The 23,077-nt window shown below is 32.9% G+C and carries 21 protein-coding genes, 1 tRNA gene and 1 riboswitch; of the genes, 19 read left to right on the top strand and 3 right to left on the bottom strand.

Features of this window, described 5'->3' with window-relative positions; genetic code table 11:
* The first annotated feature begins 12 nt into the window (after window positions 1-12).
* The 12 genes from atpG (at window position 13) to RBU61_RS15020 (ending at window position 10,827) form a co-directional block, all read left to right on the top strand.
* Window positions 13-870 (top strand): ATP synthase F1 subunit gamma, encoded by an 858-nt coding sequence (gene atpG, locus RBU61_RS15075; protein WP_308876417.1) that lies wholly within the window; start codon window positions 13-15, stop codon window positions 868-870.
* A gap of 18 nt (window positions 871-888) precedes the next feature.
* Window positions 889-2,286 (top strand): F0F1 ATP synthase subunit beta, encoded by a 1,398-nt coding sequence (atpD, locus tag RBU61_RS15070; RefSeq protein ID WP_308876415.1) that lies wholly within the window; start codon window positions 889-891, stop codon window positions 2,284-2,286.
* Window positions 2,287-2,288: 2 nt separating this feature from the next.
* Window positions 2,289-2,699, top strand: a complete 411-nt coding sequence (locus tag RBU61_RS15065) for a F0F1 ATP synthase subunit epsilon (RefSeq protein ID WP_308876413.1) — start codon at window positions 2,289-2,291, stop codon at window positions 2,697-2,699.
* Window positions 2,700-2,846: 147 nt separating this feature from the next.
* Complete coding sequence (locus tag RBU61_RS15060) at window positions 2,847-3,644, top strand: YwmB family TATA-box binding protein (RefSeq protein ID WP_308876411.1); 798 nt, start codon at window positions 2,847-2,849, stop codon at window positions 3,642-3,644.
* A gap of 18 nt (window positions 3,645-3,662) precedes the next feature.
* A complete protein-coding gene (gene murA / locus RBU61_RS15055) occupies window positions 3,663-4,913 on the top strand; it encodes a UDP-N-acetylglucosamine 1-carboxyvinyltransferase (protein ID WP_308876409.1) in 1,251 nt (416 codons plus the stop codon).
* Between the two features lie 195 nt (window positions 4,914-5,108).
* Window positions 5,109-6,146 (top strand): stage II sporulation protein D, encoded by a 1,038-nt coding sequence (gene spoIID / locus RBU61_RS15050; protein ID WP_308876407.1) that lies wholly within the window; start codon window positions 5,109-5,111, stop codon window positions 6,144-6,146.
* Window positions 6,147-6,286: 140 nt separating this feature from the next.
* Window positions 6,287-7,132, top strand: a complete 846-nt coding sequence (locus RBU61_RS15045) for a M23 family metallopeptidase (RefSeq protein ID WP_308876405.1) — start codon at window positions 6,287-6,289, stop codon at window positions 7,130-7,132.
* 50 nt (window positions 7,133-7,182) lie between these two features.
* Window positions 7,183-7,437, top strand: a complete 255-nt coding sequence (spoIIID, locus tag RBU61_RS15040; RefSeq protein WP_308876402.1) for a sporulation transcriptional regulator SpoIIID — start codon at window positions 7,183-7,185, stop codon at window positions 7,435-7,437.
* A gap of 118 nt (window positions 7,438-7,555) precedes the next feature.
* Window positions 7,556-8,584 (top strand): rod shape-determining protein MreB, encoded by a 1,029-nt coding sequence (locus tag RBU61_RS15035; RefSeq protein WP_308876400.1) that lies wholly within the window; start codon window positions 7,556-7,558, stop codon window positions 8,582-8,584.
* A gap of 59 nt (window positions 8,585-8,643) precedes the next feature.
* Window positions 8,644-9,681 carry a flagellar hook-basal body protein gene (locus RBU61_RS15030; protein ID WP_308876398.1) on the top strand — a complete coding sequence of 346 codons (1,038 nt, stop codon included), beginning with the start codon at window positions 8,644-8,646 and terminating at the stop codon, window positions 9,679-9,681.
* A 10-nt stretch (window positions 9,682-9,691) separates the two neighbouring features.
* Window positions 9,692-10,486: a flagellar basal-body rod protein FlgG gene (gene flgG / locus RBU61_RS15025; protein WP_308876396.1), complete on the top strand. Its 795-nt coding sequence runs from the start codon at window positions 9,692-9,694 to the stop codon at window positions 10,484-10,486.
* Window positions 10,487-10,497: 11 nt separating this feature from the next.
* Window positions 10,498-10,827, top strand: coding sequence for a rod-binding protein (locus RBU61_RS15020; RefSeq protein ID WP_308876394.1), 330 nt, complete (start codon window positions 10,498-10,500; stop codon window positions 10,825-10,827).
* Window positions 10,828-10,883: 56 nt separating this feature from the next.
* Here the strand turns inward: RBU61_RS15020 and RBU61_RS15015 are convergent, their stop codons facing one another.
* Entirely contained in the window at window positions 10,884-13,745 is a 2,862-nt protein-coding gene (locus RBU61_RS15015) for a phosphodiester glycosidase family protein (protein ID WP_308876392.1), read from the bottom strand.
* Between the two features lie 409 nt (window positions 13,746-14,154).
* Here RBU61_RS15015 and RBU61_RS15010 point away from each other — a divergent pair, with 409 nt between their 5' ends.
* Window positions 14,155-14,469, top strand: a complete 315-nt coding sequence (locus tag RBU61_RS15010; RefSeq protein ID WP_308876390.1) for a serine hydrolase — start codon at window positions 14,155-14,157, stop codon at window positions 14,467-14,469.
* Window positions 14,470-14,664: 195 nt separating this feature from the next.
* On the opposite strand, the gene RBU61_RS15005 is transcribed toward RBU61_RS15010, so the two are convergent.
* Window positions 14,665-14,741 (bottom strand) — tRNA-Pro (locus RBU61_RS15005).
* A 256-nt stretch (window positions 14,742-14,997) separates the two neighbouring features.
* The gene (locus tag RBU61_RS15000; protein ID WP_308876388.1) at window positions 14,998-17,085 is read right to left on the bottom strand and encodes a methyl-accepting chemotaxis protein; all 2,088 of its coding nucleotides are present in this window, start codon (window positions 17,083-17,085) and stop codon (window positions 14,998-15,000) included.
* Between the two features lie 171 nt (window positions 17,086-17,256).
* Between RBU61_RS15000 and RBU61_RS14995 the strand changes: the two genes are divergently transcribed.
* From RBU61_RS14995 to flgM, 6 genes are all read left to right on the top strand, one after another.
* Window positions 17,257-17,727: a small multi-drug export protein gene (locus RBU61_RS14995; protein ID WP_308876386.1), complete on the top strand. Its 471-nt coding sequence runs from the start codon at window positions 17,257-17,259 to the stop codon at window positions 17,725-17,727.
* 57 nt (window positions 17,728-17,784) lie between these two features.
* Window positions 17,785-17,889: riboswitch (SAM riboswitch) on the top strand.
* A 228-nt stretch (window positions 17,890-18,117) separates the two neighbouring features.
* Window positions 18,118-19,290: a methionine adenosyltransferase gene (metK, locus tag RBU61_RS14990; protein WP_308876384.1), complete on the top strand. Its 1,173-nt coding sequence runs from the start codon at window positions 18,118-18,120 to the stop codon at window positions 19,288-19,290.
* Between the two features lie 47 nt (window positions 19,291-19,337).
* Entirely contained in the window at window positions 19,338-21,560 is a 2,223-nt protein-coding gene (locus tag RBU61_RS14985; RefSeq protein ID WP_308876382.1) for an ATP-dependent RecD-like DNA helicase, read from the top strand.
* 3 nt (window positions 21,561-21,563) lie between these two features.
* On the top strand, window positions 21,564-22,211 hold the full coding sequence (locus RBU61_RS14980) for a ComF family protein (RefSeq protein ID WP_308876380.1): 648 nt from the start codon (window positions 21,564-21,566) through the stop codon (window positions 22,209-22,211).
* Between the two features lie 103 nt (window positions 22,212-22,314).
* Window positions 22,315-22,725, top strand: a complete 411-nt coding sequence (locus RBU61_RS14975) for a TIGR03826 family flagellar region protein (protein ID WP_308876378.1) — start codon at window positions 22,315-22,317, stop codon at window positions 22,723-22,725.
* The gene (gene flgM, locus RBU61_RS14970; protein ID WP_308876376.1) at window positions 22,709-23,071 is read left to right on the top strand and encodes a flagellar biosynthesis anti-sigma factor FlgM; all 363 of its coding nucleotides are present in this window, start codon (window positions 22,709-22,711) and stop codon (window positions 23,069-23,071) included. Before RBU61_RS14975 ends, flgM begins: the two co-directional genes overlap by 17 nt.
* Window positions 23,072-23,077: the final 6 nt, after the last annotated feature.

The raw sequence follows: 23,077 nt of genomic DNA, 5'->3' as shown, positions 1-23,077 counted from the left end.
GTGGTGTAAAAATTGGCTGAAACAACAAGAGATATTAAGAGGCGAATAAGAGGAATAAGTAATACCAAACAAATTACTAAGGCTATGGAATTAGTTTCTTCTGCAAAGCTTAAACGTGCTAGGGAAAGGCTAGAGAGATCTAGACCATATTATGAAACAGTTCTTCATAATATAGGAGAAATCTTGGCTACTACAGGTAATATGAAGCATCCTTTATTAGATACTAGAGAAGTTAAATCTTCCTTATATATTGTAATAGCAGCTGATAGAGGTTTAGCTGGTGGATATAATGGAGGAGTAATAAGACTAGCAGAAAAGAGAATAAGAGAACAAAATAAGGATGCTAAAATTATAGTTGTAGGTTCTAAAGCTAGAGATTATTTTACAAAGAGACACTACAATGTAGTGGGTCAATTTGTTGGTATTAGTGAAGAACCTCAGTTTTCAGATGCAAGAGAAATTGGTAGTTTGGCTATGGATTTATATAAAAACAAAGAGGTAGACGAAATAAATTTAGTCTATACCATGTTTAAAGGTACTATTTCTCAAGTGCCTAATGTTATAAAACTACTTCCTTCTAATGAAGTCAGTGGAGAAAAGAAGGAAAGAAGAACTATTACAGAATTTGAACCTTCCCCAGAGGAAGTTTTAGGATATTTAATTCCTAAATATATACAAAGCAGTATCTATGGTGCACTTATAGAAGCATCTTCAAGTGAGCAGGCAGCTAGAAGAGTAGCCATGGAAGCTGCAACAGACAATGCTGAGGAAATGATTGATGAACTAAACATCAGCTATAATAGGGCAAGGCAAGCTGCCATTACTATGGAAATAACAGAAATTGTATCAGGCGCCGACGCTCTAAAGTAAGATGAAAGGAGAGGGCAAATGGAAAAGAACATTGGAAAGATTGTTCAAGTTATAGGCCCCGTAGTTGATATTCGTTTTGATGAAGATAGTTTACCTGAACTACTTAATGCTATCGAAATCACTAAACAAGGTGAGACATTAGTAGTGGAGGTAGCACAACACGTAGGTGATGATATCGTTAGATGTATTGCCATGGGTTCAACTGATGGACTTGTTAGAGGAATGGAAGCTAAGAATACAGGAAAATCTATTGCAGTACCAGTAGGTAAAGAAACATTAGGTAGACTTTTCAACGTATTAGGCGAAGCTATAGATGGTAAGGGAGCAGTAAAGTCAAAACAAACTGCACCAATCCATAGACCTGCTCCATCCTTTGAAGAACAAGAGACTTCTAAAGAAATATTTGAAACGGGGATTAAAGTAATAGACCTTATAGCACCTTATTCCAAAGGTGGTAAAATAGGATTATTTGGTGGTGCTGGAGTTGGTAAAACAGTACTTATACAAGAATTAATAAATAATATAGCAACAGAGCATGGTGGTTTATCTGTATTTACGGGTGTAGGAGAGAGAACTAGAGAAGGTAATGACCTATACTATGAAATGATCGAATCTGGAGTTATTGAAAAAACAGCTTTAGTATTTGGTCAGATGAATGAGCCACCAGGATCAAGAATGAGAGTAGCACTAACTGGTCTTACTATGGCTGAATATTTTAGAGATCAAGAAGGGCAAGACGTACTTTTATTTATAGATAACATATTTAGATTTACTCAGGCAGGTTCAGAGGTTTCTGCATTACTTGGTAGAATGCCTTCAGCAGTAGGTTATCAGCCAACCCTAGCTACAGAAATGGGTGCTTTACAGGAGAGAATTACTTCAACTAAGAAAGCTTCTATTACATCTGTTCAAGCAGTATATGTGCCTGCAGATGACTTAACTGACCCAGCACCTGCTACTACTTTCGCTCACTTAGATGCTACGACTGTACTTTCACGTCAGATTTCAGAACTAGGAATTTATCCTGCGGTTGATCCATTGGATTCAACTTCTAGAATTCTAGACCCTGAAGTAGTAGGTAAGGAGCATTATGAAGTAGCTAGACAGGTACAAGAAATTCTACAAAGATATAAGGATCTTCAAGATATTATAGCTATTTTAGGAATGGATGAGCTTTCAGATGATGATAAGTTAATTGTTTCTAGAGCTAGAAAAATTCAAAGATTCCTATCTCAACCATTTACAGTAGCAGAACAATTTACAGGTATGACAGGTAAATATGTACCTATTAAGGAAACTGTTAGAGGATTTAAAGAAATCCTTGAAGGAAAACATGATGATTTACCAGAGTCAGCATTCTTATTTGTAGGTACAATAGACGAAGCCATAGAAAATGCTAAGAAAATGGAGGGTTAATTATGTCTAACTTTCATTTAGATATTGTAACCCCTGATAAACCATTTTTTTCCGATGAAGTAGAAATGGTTATAGTAAGGGGGATAGATGGAGATCTGGCAATCCTAAAAGGAAGGGCTCCCATCACTACTCCTCTTAGAATTGGAAAGGTAAGAGTATTTCAAGATGGTAAGGAAAGAATAGCTGCCATATCAGATGGATATGTTTCTGTTGTAGATGATAAAGTTACTATAATAACAGAATCGGCAGAATGGCCAGATGAAATAGATACAGAAAGAGCTAAGGCTGCTAAGGAAAGAGCAGAAGACAGACTTAAAAATAGACGTGACAATATAGATATTCATAGAGCAGAATTAGCCCTTCATCGTGCTATAAATAGACTTGAAGTTTCTCAAATTAAAAAATTTGATTAAAATTTAATGAATAAATACGTATAAAAAGTACCCATCCTTGGTAATACTCTTATCATAGGAATAGGGTACTTTTTAATTCAAAATGTTTTGTCCCCCTTTACATTTTATTAAAAAGTACCTGTCCTGTAAAATCCAAGGAGGGATACTATGAAAAAATTCATTTTATTTGCAATTATACTATCTTTATTAATTCCAACAATAACAATGGCAGGAAAGAAATATAGCGAAGAAGATGTTTTACAAGGCATATTACAAAGACTAAATGGTGAATTTAAAGAGGGAGATATAAACATGGGAGGAGTAATTCTAGATAGGCTTATGTCTAAGGAAGAAATAGAAGATATAAGTAGTGAATTGATAGATCAAATCGGAATTACTGGAAAAGAAATAGACTTCTATTCAGATGATATAGATATTACAGATGAAGAAGGTAAATATTTTATAAAACAATACTCTGAAGAATTTGAATCCAACCATATGATAGTTTATGGATATGATATGGACAAAAATATGATAGAGCTGACAATAGCCTCATACTCTAACCAAGACTTTACTCAGGGAGAAACAACTCTTTTTATTAATATAATAAAAAGAGAGCAAAATCTTAATATTAATGGTATAATAGAAAGGATAGCAGATATTTTTAAAGGCTATGGTAAACCTTTAGAAACTACCACTTGTATTATTGGAACATTAGAGGGAAAAGTATCAGGCAATGAGTTAAAAAAAGACGCAGCTAAATCCGTAAGGAAACACAAAGGAAAGATTATTGAAGAATATATAGATGAATCTATAGTTAGTTATACAGCCTATACTCCTCTTATAGAAAGTTCCATCTTCTCTGGTGATAAAAAGGTTAACCTAAATTTGGCAATAAGATACAATGAATATGAAGATAAGACTTATATTTGGATAGGAACACCTATTATTACCACGGGATACTAAAATTAGGAGGAGATTTGTTTGGAAAAAATAATGGTGGAAAAGAGCCCCCCATTGAAAGGGCGAGTTAGAATATCTGGAGCAAAGAACTCAGCCCTTCCCATATTGGCAGCATCTTTATTAGGTACAGAAGATATAATTTTAGAAGATGTGCCAAATCTCAAGGATGTAGCAGTAATGTGTGAAGTTCTTAGATCACTTGGGGCCGATGTTGAGCAATTAGACAAAGGTAAAATAAAAATTAATTCTCGAAATATAAATAACTATGAAACTAGATATGAGTTAATGAGCAAAATGAGAGCATCTTTTCTAGTGATGGGACCATTACTTACAAGGCTTGGAAAAACTAAGAACTCCCTGCCCGGCGGTTGTGCCATAGGTACTAGACCTATAGATTTACATTTAAAAGGATTTAAAGCACTAGGTGCAACTATAGATGTTGATCATGGTAACATTACTGCCCATGCAGATAAATTGGTGGGAGATAAAATTTACTTAGACTTCCCTTCTGTTGGTGCCACAGAAAACGTAATGATGGCAGCAGTATTAGCAGAAGGAGATACAATATTAGACAATGCGGCTATGGAGCCAGAAATAGTAGACTTAGCAAGTTTCTTAAATAAGCTAGGAGCAGATATTAAGGGAGCAGGAACATCTACTATAAGAATTAAAGGTGTGGAAAAATTAGGTGGAGGGGTTCACTCCATTATTCCCGATAGAATTGAAGCAGGTACATTTATGGTAGCAGCAGCCATAACAGGTGGAGATATTACTGTAGAGAATGTAATCACTAGCCATATAAAGCCTGTCATAGCAAAGTTAAAGGAAGTAGGCTGTGAAGTAATGGAGAATGGAGATACAGTTAGGATAATTGGTACGAAGGATTTAAAGGCAATAGATATAAAGACTTTACCTTATCCAGGATTTCCCACAGATATGCAAGCCCAATTTATGGCACTTATGAGCCTTTGTAAAGGTACATCAGTATGTATAGAAACTGTTTTCGAAAATAGATTTATGCACGTAGATGAATTAAAGAGAATGGGTGCAGATATAAAGATTGATGGAAGATCTGCAATTATACAAGGAGTAAAAAGTCTAACTTCAGCTCCAGTAAAAGCATCAGACTTAAGAGCAGGGGCAGCTTTAGTATTAGCAGGGTTAGTATCTGAAGGTGTTACTGAAATAGACAATATCTATCATATAGATAGGGGCTATGATAATATAGAAGAGAAATTTACAAGTCTAGGAGCAATTATATATAGGAAATAGTGAATAGCATAGGGGACCAAAGGTCTTCTAATAATCATAGAACTAATAGTTAAAAGATTTATCTTTTAACTATTAGTTTTTTTGTTTTAAAACTATTCATTATATAATATGAAAACAATATAGAAGTTTTATAGTCATATCCACAATAAAGCTGGCATATTATATTTATATACTAAAGGTAAAGAGGTGGAAAATATGAAGAAACTCGGGATTTATATTTCAACAGTCCTAATAATAACTATAATACTACCTACAGTTATTGTTAGGACCTTTAATTTTGTACCTAGAGGCAATTCAGTAGTTGGAGAATCCTTAGAAAAGGAAAAAAAAGTAGCTGAAAAAGAAACAATACCAGTAAAGGATTATAAGGATGAAACCATTAAAGTATATAATTCAAAAACTGGAGAAACAGAAGAATTAAAATTAGATGAGTATGTAAAGGGTGTAGTTGCAGCAGAAATGCCAGCAGCATTTCATATTGAAGCCCTAAAAGCTCAAGCAGTGGCTGCTAGAAGTTATGCCATAAGTAGAAGTATAAAATATGCCGATGGCCATCCAGATCATAAATCTGCGCCTATTTGTACAGGAATTCATTGCCAGGCATATTTATCACTTGAACAATTGGGAGAACTCCATGGAGACAGTTGGATGGAGGAATATTGGGGTAAGATTGAAGAATCGGTAAACACAACTAAGGATTTGGCAATATTTTATGATGATGAAATTATAGAAACACCATATCATTCAACATCAGGGGGCAGAACAGAAGATGCTAAGGATGTATTTGCAGTAGATTTACCTTATCTAAAGTCTGTAACTAGTCCCTACGAAGAAGAAGCACCAAAATTTAAAGATGCATTGACTTTAACTTTGGATGAATTTATAGTAAAAATTCAATCAAAATATCCTAATGTTAAAATCACTAAGGATAATATACAGGAAAAAATAAAACTAATAGATAGAACCCTAACGGGGAGAGTAAAAAAAATTGCCATAGATGGAAATATATTAGAGGGAAGAGATTTGAGAGATTTATTCAGTTTAAACTCAACTAACTTTACCATATCTTTAGATCCAAAACTAAATATAATAGAAATACAAACATATGGATATGGCCATGGAGTAGGCATGAGTCAATGGGGAGCCAATGGTATGGCCAAACATGAAAGTAATTTTGAAGAGATACTTAAACATTATTATACAGGAGTAGAAATAAAACAAATTGAAAATTAATCAATAACTCCGATTTTTGAAGCCATGCTTCAAAAATCGGAGTTATTTTCATTTAAATTAGCAAATAAAAATTATTCTTTTGTATATTTTATTGTATGGATTTCTCCAATGTGGAAATACTAGGTAATGGAGGTGGACATATGAAAAATAAATTAATGAAACTAATGGAAAAAGAAGGATTCATTCTACTTTTATTTATCTGTGTATGTTTAGTGGCGGGAGGTACTTTGTTTTTATCCATGAAAAATATAGGTGTGGATAAAAACGTAGGCAATGAGGAGTTCACCATTGTAGGAGAAAATGAAGAAGAAAGATCTCTATATGACGAGCAAATGGATTTGGTCAATAATGGGGAAGAAGCCAAGACAGTAAATGCAGATAATTCAGAGGAAAATGAAGAGAAAACCTTAGAGGAAGAGACTGAAGAAAAAACCTTAGAGGAAGAAACAGAAGTGGAAGAAGACCTTACTGAGTTAGAGGAAGTAGAAACTGTAGATAATACTGCAGAAGATGATGAAAACTTAGACTTAGAGTTTGAAGATGACGACTATAAAGAGACACCAGAAATAGTCCAAGATACTGCAACTATTTCTCTTCCTATGGATGGGAAAGTATTGACGGATTATACTTCTAATACTCTAGTTTACTCAGAAACTTTAGATGCATGGGTAGGACATGAAGCTATTGATATTGAATCGTCTGAGGGAGCAATAGTTAAGGCAGCAGCAGATGGAGTAGTTAAAGAGGTATACGAAGATGATCTATGGGGAATAGTCATAGTAATAGATCATGGAAGTGGTTTACAGACTAGGTATTCGAACCTTGAGACTAAGGAAATGATCAAAGAAGGAGTTAGCGTAAAGAAGGGAGATCACATATCTAAAGTGGGAAATACTGCGAAGGTTGAAATGCTAATGAAACCTCATCTTCATTTTGAGGTTATAAAAAATGGAAAATTAGTAGATCCACGTTCTATTAGTGATTAAAACCGCATAAGTATTTAGTGAATACCCAAAAAGTCAGGGGGGTTGGTGAATTGAAAGATTATATAGAGGAACGAACATTAGAAGTTGCAAAATATATAATTGCGAATAAAAGTACCGTTCGGGATACAGCTAAAGCTTTTGGGTGTAGCAAATCAACAATTCATAAAGATTTAACGGAAAGGTTGCCAAAGATAAATCCAAATTTAGCCGATACAGTAAAGGAATTATTAGATTTCAACAAGGCAGAAAGGCATATAAGAGGTGGAGAAGCAACTAAATTAAAGTATAGCGTATCTAATGAGTAAAAGAGTCCCGTAACAGGGACTTTTTAGTTTTTTGACAAAAGTTTCCAAAAAAAGAAGGAGTTTTAAAATAAATGTAGAATACTATATTAGATAAGGATAAATAAGGAGGGGAATTCCCGTGAGTGCGTTAAGAACAGATATTGGTATAGATTTAGGCACTGCAAGTGTTTTAGTATACATAAAAGGTAGGGGAGTAATACTACAAGAACCTTCCGTTGTGGCCATAGACCAAAATACAAACAAGCTTTTAGCAGTGGGGGAAGAAGCTAGGAGGATGCTAGGCAGGACTCCAGGAAATATTACAGCTATTAGGCCTATGAAGGATGGAGTAATATCTGATTATGATATAACTGAAAGAATGATAAAGTATTTTATACAAAAGGCTATAGGAAGGTATATTTTAAAACCTAGAGTAATAGTATGTGTGCCAAGTGGTATAACTGAAGTAGAAAAGAGAGCAGTTATAGAAGCTAGCACTCAAGCAGGAGCTATAAAGACTTACTTAATAGAAGAACCAATAGCTGCTGCCATAGGGGCAGGAGTAGATATTACAGAACCTAGTGGGAATATGATAATAGATATTGGTGGTGGAACTACAGATGTAGCAGTTATTTCATTAGGGGGTATAGTAGTGAGCCGTTCTATAAAAATAGCTGGTGATGAGTTGGATGAATCCATATCTAAATATATTAGAAAAAAATATAATACTATGATAGGAGAAAGATCTGCGGAAGAATTAAAACTTAGTATAGGATCTGCATATAAGCTAGAAGAAAACTTTAAGGAGATACGAGGGAGAAATTTATTAACAGGTCTGCCTATAACTATAAATGTATCTTCAGATGATATGCTTCAAGCTCTTAAAGAACCTGTACAAGAAATTATAGATACAGTTCATACAGTTCTTGAGAGAACTCCACCGGAGTTAGCCTCAGATATTAGTAATAGGGGAATTCTTATGACTGGTGGCGGAGCATTGCTTCATGGATTAGATAAACTGTTGACAGATAGAACTGGAATTCCAGTTCATATAGCTGATGAACCAGTTTCATCTGTTGCTAGAGGTACAGGTAAGGCCCTAGAGTGGATTCAATATCTTGATACTAATGTAGTAGAAGCTAGTACACCAAAAAAATATATACGCTAAAGTCTTTTATAAAACTAGCCGATAACATAAGAGATATAATACTTTAGGATGTGATAAATATGAATAGAGGTTTGTATATTGGAGCTACTTCTTTAGTAGTCAATCAAAAGAAATTGGATGTTTTATCAAACAACTTAGCCAATGTAAATACTGCTGGATACAAAAAAGATATTTCTCTTTCAGAATCTTTTCCAGAAAAACTATTGGCAAAGATGAGTAAAACTCCAGAGTTTGGGAATATAGCTAGAGGCAATAACATAATATATGAAAATAATAATGGAGTTCATACTGCTAGAACGGAAGACGGATATTTTGTCTTGGAGACAACTAGAGGAAAATCCTATGTAAAGGAAATAAAAGTTGTAGCAGATGAAGAAGGAAATTTAAAAACCTATTACAAAGATTTAATGGATGAAAATAAAACAGATTATGAAAACTACTTAATCGACGACAGTGGAAATAGAATACAAGAAGCAGGAGATATGGAAAACATGCTTCAAGGAATAGTATTTACTCCACCATCTTATGTTGTAGGTACCATGAGTGGAGGAGTTAGATTTCAGAAAATATTTACTGACTTTACACATGGTGGAATGATGGATACAGGGGGAGAATTAGATCTAGCCATAAAAGGTGATGGATTTTTCAAGATTCAAGGAGATGGACAAACCCTTTATACTAGAAATGGGTCCTTTGCCATAACTGATGGTTATCTTACAGACTTAGATGGCAGGAGAGTACTTGGAAGAAATGGTGCAATTCCTTTAAGCGGTGGTAATGTAGATATTTTAGAGAATGGACAGATTCAAGTTGATGGAAATGTTATAGATACTTTAGATGTAGTCAATATAAATAATAAAGAATTCCTTAGAAAGATGGGAGATAATCTTTTCTATGGAGCAGAAAATGCAAATATAGAAGAAAATCCATTTGAGGGAGAAGTATTACAAGGATATCTAGAGGGCTCCAACATGAATCCTATATCTGGAATGGTTGAAATGATAAATTTACTTAGAGATTTTGAAACAGGGCAAAAAGCTATTAAAATGCAAGATGAAATGTTAGAAAAAGCAGCTACTGAAATAGGAAGAGTGTAGGAGGTTTAATATGAGATCATTATGGACTGCAGCTACAGGTATGAAAGCACAACAATTTAATATAGATACTATATCAAACAACTTAGCTAATGTTAATACTACAAGCTATAAAGTACAAAGGGCAGAGTTTAAAGATTTATTCTATGCAAATATTAAAAGAGCGAATGTAAATGACGAAGGTGGAAGACCGGTAAACTTAGAAGTAGGACATGGTGTTATGCCAGTTGCCACTAAAAGAGACTTTAGAACGGGTTCCCTTATGCCAACTGAAAATACCTTTGATTTTGCATTAAATGGCGAGGGGTTCTTCTCAATAATGATGCCAAATGAAGATATAAGATATACTAGAGATGGTGGATTTAAACTAAGTATAGATGGAGATGAAGCTACTTTAGTTACTTCAGATGGATATTTTGTACTTAGTGAAGATGAAGATTTAATTACTTTTGATTCAGGATTAAAGGATATAACTGTTGATGAATTAGGATATATCTATGGACTAGATGAAGATGATGAAAATGTTGAACTAGGAAGATTAATGTTAGTAAACTTTATGAATCCAGAAGGGCTTCAATCTGAAGGACAGAACCTTTATAGAGCAACAGGTGCTTCAGGAGAAGAAACTCTACTGGAAGCAGAAGAAATGAACACAAAAGTAGTTCAAGGATATCTAGAAGTATCAAATGTTCAAGTAGTAGATGAAATGGTAAAGTTGATTACAGCTCAAAGAGCATATGAAATAAATTCTAAGACTATATCTACTGCTGATGAAATGATGCAAATGGCAAATAACTTAAAGAGATAATAGGTGATTAAATGAATATATTACCAAATAATAATATTATAAATGTAGGTAAAGACCCTTCAGCAATTAAACAAAGGGCAGAAAACCTGAAAGCTAATAGTGAAGATAAGGAATTAATGGATGTATGCAAGGAGTTTGAAAGCATATTTACCTATATGATGTTAAAGGAAATGAAAAAATCTATTCCAGATGATGGATTCATAGAAAAATCTCAAGGAACTCGAGTATTTGAGGAAATGTACTTAGAAGAATTGTCTAAAGAAATGTCTAACGGGGATAATGGTATAGGTATAGCAAAGATGCTCTATGAGCAGTTTAAAAAAGGAAATATTGAGTTGTAGATAAATAAGGAATAACTCCGATTTCTGAAGCCTGGCTTCAGAAATCGGAGTTATTTTTACTTCACCTTTACTCCTGGTCTTTCAAATAAGGGGGAAATTGTATAAGTGGCTTTTGAACCATTTACTACAAACTCTACAATACCTAAATCATATATATCATCAGCTTTTGCTGGTGTTTTTGTATTTAATTCAATATATCTTATACCATCTTTTAAATCTGAAGTATTGGAACTTCCACCATGGACTACAAATATACTTTTATCTCTTTCTCTAGCTTCTACTAAATATTTATGAAGTAAATCTGCTTCTAATTTATCTGTAAATCCATTACTTCCAAACACTGGAGTAGTTAAGAATAGAACAATATTACTTTCCTGTATATTGGCTAAATCATTTTTCAAATTATTCCACTGATTAGAATTAGTTGCTCTAATACCTTTCTTATCAGTATTTACACTTATGAAAACAAGATCTTTATGTTTATTTTTTTTATAGCCACTTGATGCATCTATTCTTGCATAGTTATTTAATCCATTTGCAAATTCATTTGATACACTATTTAAGAAAACAGCTATTTTACTTTTATTTATTCTAGCTTTAATTTTTGAACTAGCATCATATTTCACAAGATCATTTAATTTCTTTGGTTCTGCTGCTACGGCAAAAGTAAAGCCTTCATTTTCAACATTAGATTTAACATTTTTATCATCCTTTAATGAACTAGGTGTAGGTAATACTACATTACCTAAAGCTGGTGGATAGAAAGCTGTTAGTCCATCAAGTAATATTTCTCCTGCTGGTTTCTTCAGCCCATCTGTTTCCACAGGATAAATTTTTTCTAAAACTATAGGATAGGAAACGTTGGATGGAATAGCTGCCTCTACAAATCTCCAATCATCAAAGTCTATGTTTTTCGTAAAATCTATAGTATGAGTCTCACCTTTATTATCCTTTATAGTGCCTCTTAACCATGTACCACTGCCATCACCTTTAACCCATAGGCCAAATTTCTTTGGCATACCATTTACAGCTAGTCCAGCTTTTTCTCCTGCCATGAAGTTAAGGTATGCTGCTCTAGTACCAGTGTCTCCAGAGAAATCATATTTTAAAGCTACAGAGGATTTACCTTCCTTTGCCTCTTGACTTAAATTTATACTACCACTCACTGTACTAGGCTGAGGTGTAAACTTTATATTATTGATATTTTCGAAGCCTTCAATTAATTTACCATCACTACCTATAGTTACTACAATGTTTCTAACTCCATCTCCTAGCTTAGCAGTTAAAACTCCAGCCAGAGATTTATCTCCACTATGGAACACTCCATTAGTTACAGTGCCGATATCGTTTATAGTTGTAAATTCAATATCTTTAGAATAAACTTTAGCTTGATATCCATGGGCATCTCTACCGCTAAAAGCAGGTAGAGCTTTTTCGCTATTCAAATCTACATAAAAATTAGATAAATCAGTACTTAAATCTTTAACAGGTCCTAATACTTTAACTTCAGTAGAAGCAATTATACCATCATAGTTAGCAGTAATAGTAGCTTTGCCTTCTGAAAGAGCCTTAAAGCTATTGCCTTCTATAATTCCTTCTATACCCTCATGGGAAAAGACTAATTTAGATTCATCTAATGCAACTGGATTATGATACTCGTCATATCCTTTTACTGTAAAATTCCTTGAAGTGTTTAAAAACATATTAGAATCATCTGTTGATACCTTAATATAGGATAATTCTCCTACTGGAGCGTTGGAAAATACTCCAACTCCATTTACTACAAGTCTTTCAGTGCCTTCAGATGGTTTATTTACTACAGTAGCCTTTTTCTCATCTATTGGCTTTATTGCCATAGTAGTTGAACCGCCGCCATCTAAGTTTAGACCATTATATGCCCCTAATTCCCTTAGGATTGCGCCAAACATTTCTTGACTAACTCCTTTAAAGGAGTTATCTCTTCCATCTATAGTTACTAAAATAATTTCCTTTCCATCTTGACTAATACCGATTCCAGTCCTAGGAGCATTTCCTTGAGAGTTAATATTTGTAAGGGATAATTCTCCGTCTTTAAGTATAATACTTCCACCACCGATGGCAAACTTAATCTCGTCAGTGCTTGGGGAAGTTGATAATTGAAGATCTATAGAATCTCCTATGGCAAATTGATCTAATCCTTGCATTCTTTCTTCTCCTCTTACAGCTAAAACATATCCGTTTTGAGGTATGTTAACTGCCTCTTTGCCAATTCTCACATCTGTTACTACATTATCCTCTACTACAACCTCTACTAAATCTGAATGAAATTTATTTCCTATGGATTTAGCACCCCAGTTTTTATCTAAAAGAGTTAAAACATCAAAGTTAGTAGTTATCTTATTTATTGCATTTATAATAACTTTCTTTCCACTAGATAAATTAGTAGCTACCATACTTCTATCCATATAGTCTATCTTAGCATTATTTAAAAAATCTACAAAAAAGCTAGGAAGGGCATAGTCCCTTTCTATGGGAGAAGATATTATAGTACCATCATTAATTAAAGTTCCCAGGGAAGATGGCAGTGGAGTATAGTTGAAATAGTCTCCATTTATTCCAGCTACAGCATCGTGCTTCTCCACTAAGGAACTGACCTTGTCCCTGCTTGGAATACCATTTGGATTAAATAGACCTTTGAGTTCAGTATAAGGGTCTAATAAATTAACTCTAAGTACGTTTATATTCCACCATCCAGAAGTAGTGAAACGCATTATCTTTTCATAAACTACTCCAGAAGAAATATTGGTTTTCTCAACATTTTCATATATGGAGTATGGCATATTTACAGTAATTTTAGCAGCAAGAGCTGGACCAGTTGAAGTAAATATAGTTGTAGCAGCTAAAATAGATACAAAAACTTTCTTAATATTTTTTCTCATTAAATCACCTCGTTATAATTTACCTTTTTTACCTAATCTACCTAAGATTGCTTGTCTCAAGTATTATTATATAGGTTAAATATATCAATTGGGTTACAATTATGTTACAAGTTAGGAACAAATGACTATTGACCAAGAGACAAAAAAGAATTAAACAAAAATTTAACTCTTATAATACTAAATAGGAAAGTGAAATGTTTATTATATCATATATATCATAGTAAATATAATATATATGGTATAATTTCTATATAAGTAATTCGTAAAAATGAAAAGATATGTAGATAAGAAAATTTATATTTTACTTATAAGGGGAGTTAAAATGGGACTGTTATCAGATTTTCGACTTTCTGTGATTGAAAAAAAGTTGGGTGTATATGGCATTCATGTTTATCAGAATGGATAAACTTTGGCAGAGCATCGATTCCGAAGCAATAATAGAGAAAATCTCTATTCTGCATCGAAAACCTTTGTATCTATTGGAGTCGGTATTGCAGAAAGTGAAGGCCGCTTCCAGTTGTCAGATTATGTGTTGGATTTTTTTCCGGAATATAAGGATATTGCTTATTCAGGTTCTGAAAAAATAACTATTCAGTATTTGTTGCAAATGAGTTCGGGTCATATGTCTGAGGATGTTACACAATATAACTCCAAAGATAGAGCAGGACTTTTCTTTATCTTAGAAATGAAAGAAGAAGCTGGCTCGAATTTCTATGTGGAGTGATATTTTACCAAATTTGTAGTATAAGTGTGAGGTTCGTAAATAGATTTCGAAAAAATATGTTTTTAATTTATAAGGTCCGTAATGGATTTTTATAAACAAACATATTGCTCAGAACCATTACGGACCTTACTTTTTAATTTTGTCTCAAAAATTAAAAAAAAGATCTATAGGATTTCCTATAGATCAATCTTTTGATGGTCGGGGTGAGAGGATTTGAACCCCCGGCCCCATGGTCCCAAACCACGTGCGCTACCAAACTGCGCTACACCCCGACATTTGTTTAACTGCTTTTGTCTTGTTGTCTCTCGTTCGACTATTATAGTATACGATGGATTGGATAAAAATGCAATAGGTTAAAATAGGCCATATATAGGAGAAAACATAGATATTCAATGAGTATTAAGGATTACGTTGGTAATTCGGAGTATATCTATATATATCTGAATAAATCTCTATAAATTTGATAAATAGTAAAATAAAATTTAAAACAGGACAAAAAATCTTATATTTTCTGTCCTGTTCTTAGAGTTAATATTTAAATTTTGATATTTCTTTATACATTTCCTCTGATAAATTTAGTAAATCCTTTGATGCAAGTTCAATTTCTGCCATGGCAGAAATTTGTTCTTCAACAGATGCGGAAGTTTCCTGAGTACCCGCAGCATTTTCTTCTGAAATAGCAGATAGATTTTCAATAATATTTATTATGTCTTCTTTTTTACTATTCATTTCGTCACCAGAAGAAATCACATATTCAATGGCCATTCCAATTTTTTCAATGGCATCTGCGATACCTTCAAATTTATCATTAGTATTTTCTACACTTACCCTTTGTAACTCTGTAGCTTCTCTTACTTTTTCAATATTATTTACAGCATATTCTGTTTCCTGTGTCAAATCTTCTATTATATTTACTATTTCCTTAGTAAATTCATTGGAGTTTTCAGCTAGTTTACGGATTTCATCTGCAACAACTGCAAAGCCTCTACCATGTTCACCAGCACGAGCGGCTTCAATAGCAGCATTAAGAGCTAAAAGATTTGTTTCCCTAGCTATATTTTGGATCATATAACTAGCTTTGTGAATTTTTTCTGTACTATTATTTGTATTTAAAATGATTCGATTTATTTCTTCTACCGAATCTTGATTTATTTTAGTTTTTTCTACTAATTCTTTAACTATTTCGCTGCCTTCATCCTTTAAGGCCCTAACTTCATCTGTAGTTTTATTTAGTTCCTCAACGTATTGTTGATTTTTTTCTATGAGCTCTCCCAATACATTTATAGTCATAGCACCTTTTTCTGTATCTCGAGCTTGGTCGTAAGCTCCATGTGCTATTTCTTGAACGGTATTGGCAATTTCTTGAGACACCATTGTTGTTTGGGCACTGGTAGAAGCTAATTTTTCTGATGCAAGTTTTAAATCACTAGATGCACCATACATATCACCAATAATCTTTTTAATAAAGCTCTGTAGATTTCCTAAGGAATTAGAAATCTCTCCAAACTCATCTCTTTGACTCAGGAATTTATGAGAAAGTATATGAGTAAAATCTCCAGATGCCATTACATTTAAATGATTCTTTGCTATGTTTAGACTACTGGCAATGGTTCTAGATGTGATAAATAATATGGTTCCCAATATAATAAAAGAAGTAAGACCTATTATAAAAACAATAATCATATTTCTATTAATTGCAGCATTAGTATCTTCCATAGATAAAGCTATATTTAAAGCACCTAAAAATCTTCCATTTATATTTGCAGGGACTACAAATTCATATACTTCTTCTCCATTATTGATAATGGAGGAATATCCTTTTCTTTCACTGATCGCTTCAATAATATTTGCGTCACTTATTTCTGTACCAATTTTTTCATTATTACTATGGGCTATTATTTTATTATTAGGATCTATAAATCCTGCGTATGCTATATCAGCAGACTTAGATAAATCGTTTACAAGTTTTTGATATTCAAATTTTTCAGTTAAATCGTGAATGCTATTGGCAGAAATAGCAACTTGGACAAATTCACCATTTTTTCCCTTTACTGCTCCAAATTTATAGTAAGAGCCATTTTCAGATGCCGCATCTTGTCTGATTTCCTCTATCATTTGAATTTCAGTACTTTTCATAAAGGTATCCAGTGGGTGATTAGGAGGTACACGCCATCCAATATCTTCACGAACTGTGGAATATATCATTTCCATATTTTCATTATACCAATAGATATTGTCTATAATTGAACTATCCTTAATATTATCTAGGACTTCATTACTTAAACTATCTTGATATTTTATTACTGAGTTAGCTGTAGCTTTCATATTATTCTCCAATACTTCAGTAATAGTTGTAATGGAGCTTTCATTATCGTTCATTCTATTAATCACTTGATCTGCCAATTGGAACCCATTGTTTTTCTTTGCGTTTAATATATTTTTCTTAAATAAATAGGATGTACTTAATTCAATTACCAATATTGTCGTAAATAGAAATACTAGAGGGACTACAATTAATTTGAATTTAATTGTCCTGACACTTTTACTTTTTTCATTTTTTAATTTACTAGATTTGAATTTTTTTAAATTTGGCACCTTAATCTTTAATTTTTTCATGTAACCATCTCCCATGTCATTTTTGTAATTAATTTTTAGGAAGTATATCCCATATATACATCATATTACCATAGACAAATCATAAATTTCATAGAAATGATAATTTATTCATTGAAAAACTTCGGTCAATAAAGGTATAATATATATATCGGAACATTTGGAGGAATATTTATGCTAGATTTAATAGAAGAATTAAGAATAGAGATTATGGTAATTCTTTTTTCTATGTTGCCTATAATAGAAGTAAGAGGAGCTATACCTTTAGGTATATCTTTAGGACTTAGTCCAATACATAGTACAATCCTTGGGATAATAGGAAATATAATTATAGTTCCGTTTTTATTGAAGTTACTTCATCCTATAATGTTATTCTTTGAAAAGACGGTGATTTTTTCAAAGACCATAGGCTGGGTAAAAAAAAGAGCTATGAAAAAATCAGGTACCATAAAGAAATATAGTCTTATAGGACTATTTATATTTGTTGCTGTACCAATACCTACTACTGGGGCATGGACAGGCTCTGTTATAGCATCTATATTAAAACTTGATTTTAAGAAATCCTTATTAGCCATATCATTAGGTGTTGTATCATCAGGGTTTATTGTAGCCATTATATCCTATAGTGTAGTTTCAATATTTTAAACTGTTGACTAGGATTTTTCACTATGATAAAATGTTATGTAGATAAAAAAATATAGTTCCTTATCAAGAGAGGTGGAGGGTACGGGCCCGACGAAACCCAGCAACCAGTATTTTATATACAAGGTGCTAAATCCCGCAGAACTAAGTTCTGAAAGATGAGGTAAAGCAAATGCTAAGACCTTTTCTTTAAGAAGGTTTTTTTTTATGACCTAACACAGTGAATGACAGTGAACTGATGTAGGTCAAACGCAATGAGCACCAAATCTATACGAGCATAGTGAGTAAATAGATTTGAGTTGCGAAACTGCGGGAAATGACCTAACACAGCGAACGTCAGTAAGTTGATGGTAGGTCAAACGCAACATCAAACTTAAAAGGGGAGGGAATTTAATGAAAAAATGGTTATTTACTTCTGAATCAGTAACAGAAGGACATCCGGATAAAGTATGTGATCAAATATCTGATTCCATACTTGATGCAATATTAGAAAAGGACCCAGATGCAAGAGTTGCTTGTGAGACTACAGTGACTACAGGAATGATACTAGTAATAGGTGAAATCACTACAAAATGTTATGTAGATATTCCTAAGATTGCTCGTGAAACCATAGAAAAAATAGGATATACTAGAGCAAAGTATGGATTTGACTCAGATACGTGTGCAGTACTAACTTCTATAAATGAGCAATCAGGAGATATTGCCATGGGAGTAGATAAGGCATTGGAGCAGAAAATAGATTCTAAAGATTTATTAGACCAAGTAGGTGCTGGAGATCAAGGGATGATGTTTGGTTATGCTTGTAATGAAACTAAGGAATTAATGCCACTACCTATATCCTTAGCCCATAAACTAGCTAAGAGATTAACAGATGTAAGAAAAAATGGTACATTAGAATATCTAAGACCAGATGGAAAGACTCAAGTAACAGTGGAGTACCATAACGACAAGCCAGTAAGAATAGAAAATGTAGTAGTATCAACTCAACATAGCCGAGATGTATCCCTAGATACCATAAGAGAGGATATAATAAATCATGTAATAATGGAAATAATTCCTAAAGAACTATTAGACGAAAATACAAAATACTATGTAAATCCTACAGGTAGATTTGTAATAGGTGGACCTATGGGAGATGCAGGTTTAACTGGAAGAAAAATAATAGTAGATACTTACGGTGGATATGCAAGACATGGCGGTGGAGCATTTTCAGGAAAAGACCCTACAAAGGTAGACCGTTCAGCTGCATATGCGGCAAGATATGTGGCGAAAAACGTAGTAGCAGCAGGATTAGCAGATAAATGTGAAGTAGGTCTTGCCTATGCCATAGGAGTAGCTAGACCATTGTCTATTTATGTAGATACTTTTGGTACAGGCAAAATAACTGATGGAGAAATAGAGGAGTTAGTAAGAAAACATTTTGACCTAAGACCAGCAGCTATTATAAAAAATCTAGACCTGAAAAGACCAATCTATAGTCAATTAGCAGCTTATGGACACTTTGGACGAGAAGATTTAGATTTACCATGGGAGAAAACAGACAAAGTTGATTTATTGAGAGGATAACCCTCTCAATAAATCTCCAGTGAATAACCAATAAGGGAGGCGAGTATATGTTACTAGAGGGTATCATCGAAGAAGTTAGATTTAGAAATGAGTCTAATGGTTATACAGTTGCAAAACTTAATACATCTGATGGTCCAGTTACCATAGTAGGAAATACTCCCTTTATTAATTTAGAAGAGACTGTAAAAGTGGAAGGGGAATGGATTTATCATCCTACTTATGGAGAACAATTAGCTTTTACAAGTTTAGAAATAGTAGTACCATCTACACTAAAGGGAATAGAAAACTATCTTTCCTCTGGGCTTATACCTCATATTGGACCAAAGACAGCCAAGAGAATAGTAGAAAAATTTGGACTAGATTCCTTGGAAGTCATCCAATATAATCCTGAAAAGCTAAGGGAAATCAGCGGAATTGGAGATAAAAAGCTAGAAACAATAGTTGAAGCCTATGAAGAACAAAGAGAAGTAAGAGATATAATGGTGTTTTTACAGCAATATGGAATTACAGTAAACTATGGAATAAAGATATATAAAAAATATGGTAAAGACACAATAAATATAATAATGGAAAATCCCTATAGATTATCAGAAGACATCTATGGTATAGGTTTTAAAACAGCAGATAAAATTGCAGAAAAAATGGGGATAAATAAGGAATCCCTTCATAGAGTAGAAGCTGGATTAAAATATATCATAATGAAATGGGCTGGAAATGGACATTCCTATGTACCTAAAGAAGAATTAATATCAGATACTAAAGAATTATTAGAGACAGAAGAAAATTTAATTGAAGAAGGCATAAGAAACCTAGGACTTAAGGGAAGTATTCATATAGTTAAAGACAATAAGGATACTTTGGTTTATTATACTCCTTTTCATATAGCAGAAAATAATGTAAGTAAAAAACTAGTACAATTATCTCAGGTAAAATTGGATGAATTAAAGATAGATGTGGAAAAAGAAATAAAGAGAATAGAGGAAGAAGAAACTATTCTATTTGCTGAAAAACAAATATTAGCCATAAAGGAATCCTTAGAAAACGGTCTAGTAGTAATTACTGGTGGTCCAGGTACAGGGAAGACTACTACTATAAATGCCATAATTAAAATATGTGAAGACTTGGAACTTTCAGTTATATTGGCAGCTCCCACAGGCAGAGCAGCAAAGAGAATGACAGAAACCACAGGAAAAGAAGCAAAAACAATACATAGATTACTAGAATACTCATTTATGGAAGAAGAAAGTATGGCATTTGGAAAAGACGAAGACAATGCCATAGAAGGGGATTTAATAATTATAGACGAATCTTCAATGATAGACATATTACTTATGAATTCTTTACTTAAAGCATTAAATCCAGGAACTAGAGTAGTTCTAGTGGGAGATATAGATCAATTACCATCTGTAGGTGCAGGAAATGTATTAAAAGATATAATAGAGTCAGGAGCAATTAAGGTAGTAAGGTTAGATGAAATCTTTAGACAGTCAGAAGAAAGCATGATAATAGTCAATGCTCATAAAATAAATAAGGGAGAAGACCCAATCTTAAATAAAAAAGAAAAGGATTTTTATTTTTTAAGGGGAGACAATACGAAATCCATTTTAGATACAGTAGTAGAACTTTGTAATGAAAGACTTCCACAGTTTTATGGAGTAGATAAAGTAAGGGATATTCAAGTCCTAACTCCAATGAAAAAAGGAGATGTAGGTATTAATTCTCTAAATAAACATTTGCAATCAGCTTTAAATCCAAAAAGCGATAATAAGGAAGAAAAAGAAATAGGTGGAGAATTATTTAGAGTTGGCGATAAAGTAATGCAGATAAAAAATAATTATACTACTGAATGGAAGACAGTGAAAAATGGAATAGAAATAAATAAGGGTGAGGGAGTATTTAATGGAGATTTTGGATTTATCATAGATATAGATGAAGAAGATAGAACTATGAAGGTTCTCTTTGATGAGGAAAAAGAAGTGGAATATGAGTTCAATCAATTAGATGAATTGAAATTAGCCTATGCTACCACGGTACATAAATCCCAAGGTTCAGAATTTCCAGTAGTTATAATGCCGATTACATGGGGACCACCCATGCTTTTGACTAGAAACCTATTATATACTGCCATTACAAGGGCAAGAAAACTAGTAGTATTAGTAGGAGAAGAACGGTATTTATCTATGATGATAAATAATAATAGAATAACAAAGAGATATTCAGCCTTAGATAAGAAAATTAGAAGCTATATGTCTATTTTCATGGAGGAATAATTTATGTTGCTATTCAGAAAAAATAATATTTGTCTTTTTTGTAAAGAGAATAATAGTAATATAACTGGGTATATATGCAAAGATTGTTATGGAAGGTTGGAAATATTCCATAAAGAACTAGAATTAAATTCCCCCTATATTAAAAGAATCTGCTATTCCATGGGATATAATAGATTTATTAGGGAAATCATAGGGGATTATAAATTTAACGGAAAAAACTATCTATATAGGCCTCTTGGTGATATTATAATAGAAACCATAACAAAGAATAACATACATAAGAATATAGATTTAATAATGTATATACCACTTCATAATAGAAAAGAAGCCATAAGAGGATATAACCAAGCTGAACTATTAGGAAGCTTTATAGGAAAAAAGCTAAATATCCCCCTATCTAAGAAGAATTTAATAAAAACAAAATGGACAAAGGAACAATCTCATTTAACCAAGATAAATAGAGTTACAAATCTTAAAGATTCATTTAACATAAAAAGTCCCAAGGAAATAAAAGGAAAGAAAATACTCTTAGTGGACGATATTATAACTACAGGAGCAACTATGGAAGAATGTGCTAGACTACTTATAAATAATGGTGCTAGGGAAGTCAGAGCCATTGCTCTAACCTCAAGTAAAAAAGACCTCTGTTGAAGCATTACAAGGTAGCATTTTGAAATTCATTTGGGGAAAGTCCCTTTATATAGGATATTAAGGTGGAACTTTCCTATTCGTTATAAGAAAAGGATGTGAAAAGATGAATGTAAAGAACTGTAGTAGATGTGGAAAGATTTATAATTATGATGGATTTAGAGTATGTCCAACTTGTAGAAGAGATGATGAAGAAGATTTTCAAAAGGTAAGAGAATATCTATATGATAGTCCAGGGGCAAATATTCAAGAAGTTAGTGAAAAGACAGAAGTAGATTCAAAAAAGATTATAGACTTTCTAAGAGGAGGAAGACTAGAAATAGGAGAAGGAAGTAATCTTATATTAGAATGTGAAAGCTGTGGCACAAGTATTAGGACAGGAAGATTTTGTGATAAATGTGCTTCAGGAATACAAAGAGAACTTGGTGCAGTAGTAGATGCAGCAAGGTCTAAATTAGACTTAAGTAAAAGAGATGAAAAGTTTAGATTAGCAGATAAATATGGAAAAAAAAGATAAAAAAGCTAAAGAAACACCTTATCTTACCGATAATAATATTGAAAGGGAAGAGGGGTGTTTTTTTATGAGAATAAATAAGATTAACAATGTCTTTAAAGTGTATAATGAAAACGCTGGTGTTAAAAAAGTTAAAGACAATAACACAAAAGATAAAGACCAAGTTAAACTATCGGAACAGGCCATTGAGTTTCAACACGCTTTAAAGAAAGTAAAAGAATTAGAAGAAATACGAATAGACAAGGTAGAAGATATTAAAAAACAAGTACAAACAGGAACTTATAAAATAGATGGAATGAAAATAGCTGAAAAGATGATTGAAGATATTACTTTTGATAAAAAAATATAATGGTTG

Origin of the sequence: Tissierella sp. MB52-C2, from assembly GCF_030931715.1 — a bacterium.
Taxonomy (GTDB): domain Bacteria; phylum Bacillota; class Clostridia; order Tissierellales; family Tissierellaceae; genus Tissierella.
Note: the sequence above shows the minus strand (reverse complement) of the source record. Positions and strands in the feature narration are given on the sequence as shown.